An 11,888-nucleotide genomic window follows, 5' to 3' on the forward strand; every position below is an offset into this window, starting at 1 on the left:
CATGGGCTACCGCCTGTCGAAGATCTACACCCGCACTGGCGACAAGGGCGAAACCGGCCTGGGCGACGGGCGCCGGGTTCCCAAGGACCACCCACGGATCGAGGCGATTGGCGAGGTGGACAGCCTGAACAGCCAGTTAGGCTTGCTACTGGCGGGGCTGGCCGAACAAGGGCTGGATGAAGTGAGTGCGGTATTGGCGCCCTGTCAGCACCGCTTGTTCGACCTGGGCGGTGAGCTGGCGATGCCCAGTTATCAGGCGTTGAACCTGGCGGAAGTGGAACGTCTGGAGGCGGCGATCGATGTGTGGAACGAAGAGCTGGGGCCGTTGAAGAACTTCATCTTGCCCAGTGGCTCGGCGTTAGTGGCGCAGGCGCATGTGTGCCGGAGCCTGGCGCGCAGTGCAGAGCGGCGGTGCCAGCAACTGAATGCGCTGGAGCCGTTGGCGGGGGTTGGGTTGGCGTATATCAACCGGTTATCCGACCTGCTGTTCGTGGCGGCGCGGATCATTGGGCGGCGGCAGGGGGTGGCTGAGGTTTTGTGGCAGCCTGCCGAGAAACCAAAAGGTTGATATTTCTGGGGCTGCCTTGCAGCCCGTCGCGACACAAGGCCGCTCCTACAGGGGGTTCGCGATTCATTCAGGATTACGCGATTCCTTTGTAGGAGCGGCCTTGTGTCGCGATGGGCCGCAAAGCGGCCCCAAAAACAGGCAACTCAAATCTCTGGCCAGAACGCCCGAATCCCGGCTACGCCCTGTGCCCCCGCTTCCCAGGCCTGCTCACGCTCACCCGGCCCTACCCCACCCAGCAGATAGACCGGCTTGTTGAACCCGGCAATCAACCGCTGCGCCTCATCCCACCCCAACGGCACCGCTTCGGGATGAGTCTGGGTTGCCTGCACCGGCGACAAGGTGACGAAATCCACGCCCATCTGCTCCGCCAGCGCCAGCTCTTCGGCACTGTGGCAGGACGCCGCCAGCCAGCGTTCCTTGGGGAACGGCCGCCCGTTGGCGGCATATTTGCGCAGTTGTGCAGCCGTCAGGTGCCAACCCGCGGCAGGGAAATCACCCAGCCACTCCAGCGGCCCCTTGAGCATCAACTGCGCCTTGCCCGCGCACAACCCGACCGCATCCACCGCCACGTCGCGGTACTTGGGGTCGTACATGTCCGGGGCTCGCAGCTGAATCAGGCGAATGCCGCTGGCCACCGCCTTCTGAATGCCCTTGAGCATCTGCGGCACTTCCAGGCCATCGGGTGTGATCAGGTACTGGTCCGGCAGACGCGCGGCCGCAACGATCGGTTTGTTGGCCTCGGGGAACGCGTACTGGGGCAAATCACGTGGGGCAACCCATTCCAGCGGCTGGCCCTCGGCGCCATGCGGCTCGCCGGTGAACACCTCGACTTCGCGCACGTCCAGCAGAACCTGCTTGTCCGGGTAGTCGTGGCTGACCTTGATCAACGCACGCGAACGGCTCACCTCGATGCCCAGCTCCTCGCGCAGTTCCCGGGCCAACGCCGCCTCGACGCTTTCACCCGCTTCCACCTTGCCGCCCGGGAATTCCCACAGGCCACCCTGGTGCTGGGTATCGGCACGGCGGGCAATCAGAATCCGGCCGTCAGTACCACGAATGACGGCGGCTACCACATGAATCCGTTTCACCCTTCACGCTCCGCCAGGCCAGCCTGCTGCCAGGCCTGGAAGGCCGGCCACTGGTAAATGGTTTCGATATAGGCCGCCGCCTCGGCAGGCACTTCCACGCGGTAGGTGCGCAGGCGCACCGCCACCGGGGCGAAGAAGGCATCGGCCAGGCTCGGCTTGCCGAACAGGAACGGGCCGCTGTCCTTGGCCGCCAGCCGGCATTCCGACCACAGTGCAACGATACGGTCGATATCGATTTGAACCTCCAGCGCCACGCTGTCCAGTGCCTGGTCGCGCGACAGGTCGAACGGCATGGCGCCGCGCAGGGCGAAGAAGCCGCTGTGCATCTGCGCGCAGGCCGAACGGGCCTGGGCCCGGGCTGCCACGTCGGCAGGCCATAGCTGGGCCTCGGGGTGGCGTTCGTTGAGGTATTCGGCAATGGCCAGCGAGTCGGCGATCACACCGTGCTCGGTCTTGAGCAGCGGTACCTTGCCGGTTGCGGAGAAAGCGAGGATGCGCTGACGGGTGTCAGGCTGGTTGAGTTTGATCAGTGTTTCTTCGTAAGGCACGCCAGCCAGTTCTAGGGCCAGGGCGCCGCGCAGCGACCAGGAGGAATACAGCTTGTCGCCGATGATCAGGTGATAGCTCATGGTTCGGCTCCATCGGTTTGGGAATTTTGGGGCTGCTTTGCAGCCCATCGCGACGCAAGGCCGCTCCTACAGGAGATCGCGAGCGCTTGTAGGAGCGGCCTTGTGTCGCGAAAGGGCCGCAAAGCGGCCCCATTTGAATCAGGTACGGTACTCGGCGTTGATCTTCACGTACTCGTGGGACAGGTCGGTGGTCCAGATGGTTTCGCTGCACTGGCCACGGCCCAGTTCGATGCGGATGGTGATCTCTTCCTGGGCCATTACCTTGGCGCCCTGGTCTTCGGTGTAGCTCGGGCTGCGGCCGCCTTTGCTGGCAATGCACACGTTGTCCAGGTACACATCGATCAGGCTCACATCCAGCTCCGGCACGCCGGCACGGCCGACGGCGGCGAGGATACGGCCCCAGTTCGGGTCGGAGGCGAACAGTGCAGTCTTGATCAGCGGCGAGTGGGCCACGGCATAGCCTACGTCCAGGCACTCCTGGTGGTTGCCACCGCCGTTGACCTGCACGGTAACGAACTTGGTAGCGCCTTCGCCGTCACGGACGATGGCCTGGGCCACTTCCATGCACACTTCGAACACCGCCTTCTTCAACGCTTCGAACAGTGCGCCGCTGGCTTCGGTGACTTCCGGCAGGTTGGCCTTGCCGGTAGCGATCAGCATGCAGCAGTCGTTGGTCGAGGTGTCGCCATCGATGGTGATGCGGTTGAACGACTTGTTGGCACCGTCCAGCATCAGGTCCTTGAGCACCGCTGGTGCCACCTTGGCGTCGGTGGCGATGTAGCCGAGCATGGTGGCCATGTTCGGGCGGATCATGCCTGCACCCTTGCTGATGCCGGTAACGGTAACGGTCACGCCATCGTGCTGGAACTGGCGGCTGGCACCCTTTGGCAGGGTGTCGGTGGTCATGATGCCGGTGGCGGCCTCGGCCCAGTGGTTTTCCGACAGGTTGTCGAGGGCGGCCTGCAATGCGCCTTCAATCTTTTCTACCGGCAGCGGCTCGCCGATTACGCCAGTGGAGAATGGCAGTACCGACTCGGCCGGTACGCCGGCCAGTTCGGCCAGCTTGGCACAGGTACGCTCGGCGGCGGCCAGGCCTGGCGCGCCGGTGCCGGCGTTGGCGTTACCGGTGTTGGTCAGCAGGTAGCGCACGGTGCCCTGTACACGCTGCTTGGACAGGATCACCGGCGCTGCGCAGAAGGCGTTGAGGGTGAACACGCCAGCCACACTGGAGCCTTCGGCACAGCGCATGACCACCACATCCTTGCGCCCTGGGCGCTTGATGCCGGCAGAAGCGATGCCGAGTTCAAAACCCGGAACCGGGTGCAGGGTGGGCAAAGGACCAAGACCAACAGCCATTAGAGCGCTCCTAGAAAATACGGTGAACAGGTGATGGAAGAGCGGGGCCGCTTCGCGCCCCATTCGCGGCACAAGGCCGCTCCTACAAGGACATCGCAACCATTGTGGCGGGCGCGGTCCCTATAGGAGCGGCCTTGTGCCGCGAATGGGCCGCAAAGCGGCCCCGGATGTTTCAGGTTACAACAGCCTGGTCAGATCACTCGATCTGCCCGTGGCAATGCTTGAACTTCTTGCCCGAACCACACCAGCACGGCTCGTTGCGGCCCAGCTTCTGGTCGTTGCGCACCGGTGCCGAGGCGACAGCCACTTCGGCGCCCTCCTCGCTCAGTTGTTCGCTTTCCAGCCCCGGAGCAGCGGCGTGCTGGAACTGCATGCGGCTGGCCAGTTCCTCGGCCTCGCGGCGCAGGCGGGCTTCCTCTTCGGCCGGGTCTTCGCGGCGTACCTGAACGTGCGACAGCACACGAATGGTGTCGCGCTTGATCGACTCGAGCAGCTCCTGGAACAGGCTGAAGGATTCGCGCTTGTACTCCTGTTTCGGGTTCTTCTGCGCATAACCGCGCAAGTGAATACCGTGACGCAGGTGGTCCATGGTCGACAGGTGGTCTTTCCACAGGTCGTCCAGCACGCGCAGCAGAATCTGCTTCTCGAAGGTACGCAGGGCCTCGATACCGGCCTGGTCTTCCTTCTCCGTGTATGCGTTGGTGATTTCGTTCAGCAGCTTCTCGCGCAGGGTCTCTTCGTAGAGGTGATCGTCCTCGTCGAGCCACTGCTGGATCGGCAGCTTCATGGCGAAATCGCTGGCCAGCGAAGCCTCCAGGCCGGCCACGTCCCACTGCTCGGGCAGCGACTGCGGCGGAATGTGCTGGCTGATGGTAGCGTCCAGTACTTCCTTGCGGAATTCGACGATGGTGTCGCCAATGTTCTCGGCGGCCAACAGGCTGTTGCGCATGTGGTAGATCACCTTGCGCTGCTCGTTGGCCACGTCGTCGTATTCCAGCAGCTGCTTGCGGATGTCGAAGTTGCGGCCTTCGACCTTGCGCTGGGCCTTCTCGATGGCGTTGGTGACCATGCGGTGCTCGATGGCTTCGCCCGACTGCATGCCCAGTGCCTTCATGAAGTTCTTCACCCGGTCAGAGGCGAAGATGCGCATCAGGCTGTCTTCCAGCGACAGGTAGAAGCGGCTGGAGCCCGGGTCACCCTGACGGCCGGAACGGCCACGCAGCTGGTTGTCGATACGGCGCGATTCGTGGCGCTCGGAGGCGATCACGTGCAGGCCACCCGACTCGATTACTTGCTGGTGACGCTTCTGCCAGTCGGCCTTGATCTGGGCGATCTGCTCGGCGGTCGGGTTTTCCAGGGCGGCCACTTCGGCTTCCCAGTTGCCACCCAGCAGGATGTCGGTACCACGGCCGGCCATGTTGGTAGCGATGGTCAGGGCACCTGGCGCACCGGCTTGCGCGATGATCTCGGCTTCCTTCTCGTGGTACTTGGCATTGAGCACCTTGTGGTCGATACCTTCCTTCTTCAGGAGGTTGGACATGTGCTCGGACGTTTCGATGGTCGCCGTACCTACCAGCACCGGGCGGCCCTGGGTCATGCTTTCCTTGATGTCGGCGATGATCGCGGCGTACTTTTCGTCGGCGGTCAGGTACACCAGGTCGTTGAAGTCTTTACGCGCCAAAGGCTTGTTCGGCGGGATGACCATCACGTTGAGCCCGTAGATGGACTGGAACTCGAACGCTTCGGTGTCGGCGGTACCGGTCATGCCGGACAGCTTGGTGTACAGGCGGAAGTAGTTCTGGAACGTGGTCGAAGCCAGGGTCTGGCTCTCGGCCTGGATATTCAGGTTTTCTTTCGCTTCGATGGCCTGGTGCAGGCCTTCGGACAGGCGACGGCCGGGCATGGTACGGCCGGTGTGTTCGTCGATCAGCAGGACCTGGCCGTCCTGGATGATGTACTCGACGTTGCGGTGGAACAGCTTGTGCGCACGCAGGCCGGCGTAGACGTGGGTCAGCAGGCTCAGGTTATGCGCCGAGTACAGGCTCTCGCCCTCGGCCAGCAGCCCGGACTGGGTGAGCATTTCCTCGATGTACTGGTGACCGGCTTCGTTCAGTTCGACCTGGCGGCTCTTCTCGTCGATCGTGAAGTGGCCTTCCTGGGTGACCTGGCCTTCCACTTCCTCGATGTGCTGCGTCAGGCGCGGGATCAGGCGGTTGATCTCGATGTACAGCTTGGAGCTGTCCTCGGCCTGGCCGGAAATGATCAGCGGGGTACGCGCTTCGTCGATGAGGATGGAGTCGACTTCGTCGATCACGGCGAAGTTCAGTTCACGCTGGAACTTCTCTTCCTGGCTGAACGCCATGTTGTCGCGCAGGTAGTCGAAGCCGAATTCGTTGTTGGTGCCGTAGGTGATGTCGGACGCGTAGGCGGCGCGCTTTTCTTCCGGCGGCTGGAAGGCCGAGACGATGCCGACCGACAGGCCGAGGAACTCGTACAGCGGGCGCATCCAGTTGGCGTCACGGCGGGCCAGGTAGTCGTTGACGGTGACCACGTGCACGCCCTTGCCGGACAGTGCGTTGAGGTACACGGCCAGGGTACCGACCAAGGTCTTGCCTTCACCGGTACGCATTTCTGCGATCATGCCCTCGTGCAGGGTCATGCCACCGATCAGCTGCACGTCGAAGTGGCGCATGCCCATCACGCGCTTGCCGGCCTCGCGGGCCACGGCGAAGGCTTCAGGCAGCAATTGGTCCAGTGTCTCGCCTTTGGCCAGGCGCTCCTTGAACTCTGCGGTCTTGCCCCGCAGTTGCTCGTCGGAGAGGGCCACCATCTTCTCTTCGAGAGCATTGACGATGTTCACCGTCTTGAGCATGCGTTTGACTTCACGCTCGTTCTTGCTTCCAAAAAGTTTCTTTAACAAAGGCGCAAACATATCGGCAGGATCTTCCACACGTAGGGATGGAGGGCGGCCCCATGAGTCGCCCGTGCAGCCCTGAGGCCGCATGCGAACGAGCATTCTACCCGGAAACGATGGTGAGGAAAGTGGTGGATTGCCACGATGCTTGTACAGCGTTTTGGCGGGGGCCGGTTTTAGATAGGGGCATTTTCCCTGAGTTCAAGGTTCGCCAAGATGAAAGGTGTCGAGAATGACTCTTGGCTTGTATTGCCTGTACGGCCCCTTCGCGGGCTTGCCCGCTCCCACAGGCTTTACACAACACTTGAGGTCTGTGGTGATCTTGTGGGAGCGGGCAAGCCCGCGAAGAGGCCGGTTCAGGCCATAGAGGTGTTAGACTGCGGACCATGTAACCTCATGCGTACCCCCATGGCCTACAAACCCTCCCCCGCCCAGCCGCCCTCGGCCCTGCTCCGCCAGGTCCGCCCGCTGCGCCTGCTGCTGAACCAGGCCGAACGCCTGGAGCACCTGCAGCGCCTGCTGGAAAGCCAGCTGCAACCGGCCGCCCGCGAGCACTGTCATGTGGCGTCGTGGCGCGATGGCACCTTGTTGCTGGTGGTAACCGACGGCCACTGGGCAACCCGCTTGCGCTATCAGCAAAAACGCCTGATGTCGGCGTTACAGGGCATGGAGGCATTCGCCAACCTCAGGCGCATCCTGTACAAGGTCCAGCCCCCGCTGGTGCCAGCCAAGCGTGGTGGCCATGCAGCAGAGCTGTCCAACAACGCAGCCGAGAGCCTGCGCGATACCGCCGAGGGCATCACCGACCCCAAGCTGCGCGCAGCACTGGAACGATTGGCCGCCCATGCCCGGGACAAGCCATAAAAAAGGCCACCCGAAGGTGGCCTTAATGAACTAGAGAGTGTTCGAACTTACACGGCCGCAACAGGGCGCATGTAGGAGATCGGTGCCGTGCTGGCATCTTCGAAGGTGACCACTTCCCAGGCATCGGTTTCGGCAATCAGCTTACGCAACAGCTGGTTGTTCAGCGCGTGGCCGGACTTGTAGCCCTTGAACTCGCCGATCAGGCTGTTGCCCAGCAGGTAGAGGTCGCCGATGGCGTCGAGGATCTTGTGCTTGACGAATTCGTCTTCGTAACGAAGGCCGTCTTCGTTGAGCACGCCGTCCTCATCGACCACGATGGCGTTCTCGACACTGCCACCCAGCGCAAGGTTGTGCTTGCGCAGGTACTCGATGTCACGCATGAAACCAAAGGTGCGCGCGCGGCTGACTTCCTTCACGAACGACGTGCTGGAAAAGTCGACGCTGGCGCTCTGGGTCCGGTTGCGAAGTACCGGATGATCGAAGTCGATCTCGAAGCTCACCTTGAAACCGTCGAAAGGCAGGAAAGTGGCGCGCTTGTCGCCCTCTTCCACGGTTACCTCACGCAGGATGCGGATGAACTTCTTGGCTGCGTCCTGTTCTTCCAGGCCGGCAGACTGAATCAGGAATACAAAGGGTCCGGCGCTGCCATCCATGATCGGCACTTCCGAGGCGGAGAGCTCGACGTAGGCGTTATCGATGCCCAGGCCCGCCATGGCGGAGAGCAGGTGCTCGACCGTATCGACCTTGACGTCACCGTTGACCAGCGTCGTCGACATGGTTGTCTCGCCGACGTTGGCCGCACGCGCCGGAATTTCGACCACAGGGTCGAGGTCGGCGCGGCGGAAGACGATGCCGGTGTCAACAGGTGCAGGCTTGAGGGTCAGGTAAACCTTCTCCCCGGAGTGCAGACCGACACCTGTGGCACGGATGGTATTCTTCAGGGTGCGTTGTTTAATCATGGCATTGGCCGCTTCAGCGCAAATTGCGAACAGGTATCAACAAAGGCTGGGGATGATAACAGACCCAACCTTTGATGAATACCAATCACCTTTATACCCCTGATAAATTCCATTAATCAGCCTGGCGACGCAGGAATGCCGGGATATCAAGGTAGTCCAGGTCATCCTGAGGGTTCAGTTTAGCGGCTGCAGCAGCCCCTGCATGGGCCTGGTTGCGCATTACGGTCGGGCGCTCCAGGTCACGGTAGTTGACGGCAGGCTGCTCCTGGCGAACCGGCGCCGGGTTGGAAGCCTCGTACGCCTGCTGGGCAGTCTGCAGGGTGTTGTCGACCACCTTCACAGGCTTCTCGATGCGCGCGCCCAGGCCAGTAGCCACTACGGTCACGTGCAGCTCGTCACGCATGTCCGGGTCGATCACGGTGCCGACCTTGACCATGGCGTGGTCGGAGGCGAAGGCTTCGATGATGCTACCCACGTCGGAGTACTCGCCCAGCGACAGGTCAGGGCCTGCGGTGATGTTCACCAGGATGCCGCGGGCGCCCTGCAGGTTGACGTCTTCCAGCAGCGGGTTGCGGATCGCTGCCTCGGTGGCTTCACGCGCACGGTTCGGGCCGCTGGCGCAGCCAGTACCCATCATGGCCATGCCCATTTCACCCATCACGGTACGCACGTCCGCGAAGTCGACGTTGATCATGCCCGGGCGTTTGATGATATCGGAGATACCGCGCACGGCACCGGCCAGGACGTCGTCAGCCTTGGCGAAGGCGGACAGCAGGCTGGCATCCTTGCCCAGGATGGTCAGCAGCTTCTCGTTGGGGATGGTGATCAACGAGTCGACGCTTTCGGCCAGCATGCGGATGCCTTCATCGGCGATCTGCATGCGCTTGCGGCCTTCGAACGGGAACGGACGGGTCACCACGGCAACGGTGAGAATGCCCATTTCCTTGGCCACTTCGGCGATGATCGGTGCAGCACCGGTACCGGTACCGCCGCCCATGCCAGTGGTGATGAACACCATGTTGGTGCCCTGCAGCACTTCAGCGATGCGCTCACGGTCTTCCAGCGCGGCCTGGCGGCCGACTTCCGGATTGGCACCGGCACCCAGGCCCTTGGTCACGCCAGTGCCCAATTGCAGGATGGTGCGCGCGCCGATGTTTTTCAGCGCCTGAGCATCGGTGTTGGCGCAGATGAATTCCACGCCTTCGATGCTGCTCTTGACCATGTGGTTGACGGCGTTGCCGCCACCACCGCCAACACCGATCACTTTGATGACCGGGCTTTGCGGGACGTTGTCTACGAGCTCGAACATTTTCCCTCTCCTTACAGTTCTCTAGTTGTCGCGCCTACCACTACTGCTTTGAAACTTAGAAGTTGCCCTGGACCCAGCGCTTGAAGCGTTCAAGCACTGGGGCCTTCGGTTCATCGCCATAGCTGTTGTTGCTGCTGTTACCGGTCAGGGGCAGGTCTTCGGTCTGCTTCTGCAGGCCGTAGGTGAGCAAGCCCACGCCGGTGGAATAGATCGGGTTGCGAACCACGTCGCTAAGCCCCCGAACGCTATGCGGTACGCCCAGGCGTACCGGCATGTGGAAGATTTCCTCGGCCAGTTCCACGGCGCCTTCCATCTTCGCGGTGCCGCCGGTGAGGACGATGCCGGCCGGCACCAGGTCTTCGTAGCCGCTGCGGCGCAGTTCGGCCTGGATCAGGGTGAAGAGCTCGTCGTAACGTGGCTCCACCACCTCGGCCAGGGCCTGGCGCGACAGCTCGCGCGGTGGGCGATCGCCCACGCTCGGCACCTTGATGGTCTCGCCGGCGCCAGCCAGTTTGGCCAGGGCGCAGGCGTAGCGGATCTTGATTTCCTCGGCGTACTGGGTAGGGGTACGCAGCGCCATGGCGATGTCGTTGGTCACCTGGTCGCCGGCAATCGGGATCACCGCGGTGTGACGGATCGCGCCCTCGGTGAAGATGGCGATGTCGGTGGTGCCACCACCGATGTCCACCAGGCACACACCCAGCTCTTTTTCATCGTCGGTCAGCACCGAGTAGGCCGAGGCCAGCTGCTCGAGGATGATGTCGTCGATTTCCAGGCCGCAGCGGCGTACGCATTTCTCGATGTTCTGCGCCGCGTTGACTGCGCAGGTGACCACGTGGACCTTGGCTTCCAGGCGTACGCCCGACATGCCCAGTGGCTCGCGCACGCCTTCCTGGTTGTCGATCACGTAGTCCTGCGGCAGGGTGTGCAACACGCGCTGGTCGGCCGGAATGGCCACCGCCTGGGCGGCGTCGAGTACGCGCTCCAGGTCGGCCAGGCTGACCTCGCGGTCGCGAATGGCGACGATGCCGTGGGAGTTCAGGCTGCGGATGTGGTTGCCGGCCACGCCGACGAAGGCCGAGTGGATGCGGCAGCCGGCCATCAGCTGCGCCTCTTCCACGGCGCGCTGGATCGACTGCACGGTGGACTCGATGTTCACCACCACGCCTTTTTTCAGGCCGCGGGACGGATGGGTGCCGATCCCGACGATTTCCAGGGTGCCGTCCTCGCCCACTTCGCCCACCAGCGCCACCACCTTGGAGGTGCCGATGTCCAGCCCGACGATCATTTTGCCGCTATGCGCGTTTGCCATGGTCCTGCCTCTCTCTAATTCTTCGCAACGGCGGGTTGGGCCGTCGTCGGTGCAATCGGTTCCCGCCAACCAACGGCAAGTCCGTTGGAGTAACGCAGATCAATGCGGGCGATAGTGGTGATCTGGTCTTTGAGTGTCTTGTCGTAAATGGCAATGAAACGGCGCATCTTCTCCACCAGATGGTCGCGCCCCAGCAGCAGCTCGATGCCCGGCCCGGCGCTGCTCGCGCCCGTGGTCAGGAACCAGCTGCCTCGCTCGCGCAGCTCCAGGCGAGCGATGGAAAAGCCCAGGGGGCGCAGCATCTGGCTCAGTACCTGATACTGCTGCATGACTTGTTGCTGAGCACGCTGCGGCCCGGCCAGCTGCGGCAGGTGCTCGTAATTGGCCAGTTCGCGCGGGGTGAAGGCCTGGCCCTGGTTGTTGAGCAAGGCTTCGTCACCCCAGCGTGCCACCGGCAACTGTTCTTCCAGGCGGATCACCACCTCGTCGGGCCACACCCGACGCACTTCGGCATGGGCAATCCACGGCATCTGTTCGAGCTCTGCACGCATCGCCGGCAGGTCGACACTGAAGAAGCTCGCCGCCACGTAGGGCGCGATCCGCTGCTGCACCGACTGCTGGCTGATGTAGCTGAGGTCGCCCTGCACGTCGATCTTGGTGATTGGCCGGTCGGCGTACGGCATCAGCCGAATGGCGCCCTCGTAGGCACCAAAGCCGGCTGCCACCAGCACTACCGGCCAAAGCAGACGCTTCAGGCCACCCAGGCTTGGCCGCGGCAGGCGCGCCGATACGGGCTCGTCGGCCACCAGCCGGCTGGCACCACGCGGCACCGGCTTGCTACGGCCGGTAACGGGTTGCTGCTGACGTATCATTGCGCCTTGCATGGTCG

Annotated in this window: 10 protein-coding genes; 2 read left to right on the forward strand and 8 right to left on the reverse strand. The window is 62.9% G+C overall.

The annotated features are described in order from the left end of the window. The first annotated feature begins 1 nt into the window (after position 1). Positions 2–568, forward strand: a complete 567-nt coding sequence (locus tag QIY50_05790) for a cob(I)yrinic acid a,c-diamide adenosyltransferase (GenBank protein ID WGV21741.1) — start codon at positions 2–4, stop codon at positions 566–568. A 143-nt stretch (positions 569–711) separates the two neighbouring features. Here the strand turns inward: QIY50_05790 and QIY50_05795 are convergent, their stop codons facing one another. The 4 genes from QIY50_05795 to secA all read right to left on the reverse strand — a co-directional run bounded on the left by QIY50_05795 (position 712) and on the right by secA (position 6,573). Beyond that, positions 712–1,656, reverse strand: a complete 945-nt coding sequence (locus QIY50_05795) for a Nudix family hydrolase (GenBank protein WGV21742.1) — start codon at positions 1,654–1,656, stop codon at positions 712–714. Further along, positions 1,653–2,285, reverse strand: a complete 633-nt coding sequence (locus QIY50_05800) for a glutathione S-transferase family protein (protein WGV21743.1) — start codon at positions 2,283–2,285, stop codon at positions 1,653–1,655. The genes QIY50_05795 and QIY50_05800 overlap by 4 nt, the downstream gene beginning before the upstream one ends. 138 nt (positions 2,286–2,423) lie before the next feature. Beyond that, the gene (gene argJ / locus QIY50_05805) at positions 2,424–3,641 is read right to left on the reverse strand and encodes a bifunctional glutamate N-acetyltransferase/amino-acid acetyltransferase ArgJ (GenBank protein WGV21744.1); all 1,218 of its coding nucleotides are present in this window, start codon (positions 3,639–3,641) and stop codon (positions 2,424–2,426) included. A gap of 196 nt (positions 3,642–3,837) precedes the next feature. After that, positions 3,838–6,573 carry a preprotein translocase subunit SecA gene (gene secA / locus QIY50_05810; GenBank protein WGV21745.1) on the reverse strand — a complete coding sequence of 912 codons (2,736 nt, stop codon included), beginning with the start codon at positions 6,571–6,573 and terminating at the stop codon, positions 3,838–3,840. A gap of 390 nt (positions 6,574–6,963) precedes the next feature. On the opposite strand from secA, the gene QIY50_05815 reads away from it, so the two are divergent. Further along, positions 6,964–7,419: a DciA family protein gene (locus tag QIY50_05815; GenBank protein WGV21746.1), complete on the forward strand. Its 456-nt coding sequence runs from the start codon at positions 6,964–6,966 to the stop codon at positions 7,417–7,419. A gap of 47 nt (positions 7,420–7,466) precedes the next feature. Here QIY50_05815 and lpxC read toward each other — a convergent pair whose 3' ends face one another. The 4 genes from lpxC to QIY50_05835 form a co-directional block, all read right to left on the reverse strand. Further along, on the reverse strand, positions 7,467–8,378 hold the full coding sequence (gene lpxC, locus QIY50_05820; protein WGV21747.1) for a UDP-3-O-acyl-N-acetylglucosamine deacetylase: 912 nt from the start codon (positions 8,376–8,378) through the stop codon (positions 7,467–7,469). Positions 8,379–8,490: 112 nt separating this feature from the next. Continuing rightward, positions 8,491–9,687, reverse strand: a complete 1,197-nt coding sequence (ftsZ, locus tag QIY50_05825) for a cell division protein FtsZ (GenBank protein WGV21748.1) — start codon at positions 9,685–9,687, stop codon at positions 8,491–8,493. Between the two features lie 55 nt (positions 9,688–9,742). Continuing rightward, positions 9,743–10,999, reverse strand: coding sequence for a cell division protein FtsA (gene ftsA / locus QIY50_05830; GenBank protein WGV21749.1), 1,257 nt, complete (start codon positions 10,997–10,999; stop codon positions 9,743–9,745). A gap of 14 nt (positions 11,000–11,013) precedes the next feature. Continuing rightward, positions 11,014–11,883, reverse strand: a complete 870-nt coding sequence (locus QIY50_05835) for a cell division protein FtsQ/DivIB (protein ID WGV21750.1) — start codon at positions 11,881–11,883, stop codon at positions 11,014–11,016. Between the last annotated feature and the right edge of the window lie 5 nt (positions 11,884–11,888).

The sequence above is a fragment of the Pseudomonas putida genome, from assembly GCA_029953615.1.
Taxonomy (GTDB): domain Bacteria; phylum Pseudomonadota; class Gammaproteobacteria; order Pseudomonadales; family Pseudomonadaceae; genus Aquipseudomonas.

Bases quoted from the DNA above. Each gene is read 5' to 3' on its own strand.
- ftsA (WGV21749.1), bottom strand. From the start codon at position 10,999: ATGGCAAACGCGCATAGCGGCAAAATGATCGTCGGGCTGGACATCGGC.
- QIY50_05835 (WGV21750.1), bottom strand. From the start codon at position 11,883: ATGCAAGGCGCAATGATACGTCAGCAGCAACCCGTTACCGGCCGTAGC.
- QIY50_05790 (WGV21741.1), top strand. From the start codon at position 2: ATGGGCTACCGCCTGTCGAAGATCTACACCCGCACTGGCGACAAGGGC.
- QIY50_05815 (WGV21746.1), top strand. From the start codon at position 6,964: ATGGCCTACAAACCCTCCCCCGCCCAGCCGCCCTCGGCCCTGCTCCGC.
- argJ (WGV21744.1), bottom strand. From the start codon at position 3,641: ATGGCTGTTGGTCTTGGTCCTTTGCCCACCCTGCACCCGGTTCCGGGT.
- secA (WGV21745.1), bottom strand. From the start codon at position 6,573: ATGTTTGCGCCTTTGTTAAAGAAACTTTTTGGAAGCAAGAACGAGCGT.
- ftsZ (WGV21748.1), bottom strand. From the start codon at position 9,687: ATGTTCGAGCTCGTAGACAACGTCCCGCAAAGCCCGGTCATCAAAGTG.
- QIY50_05800 (WGV21743.1), bottom strand. From the start codon at position 2,285: ATGAGCTATCACCTGATCATCGGCGACAAGCTGTATTCCTCCTGGTCG.
- lpxC (WGV21747.1), bottom strand. From the start codon at position 8,378: ATGATTAAACAACGCACCCTGAAGAATACCATCCGTGCCACAGGTGTC.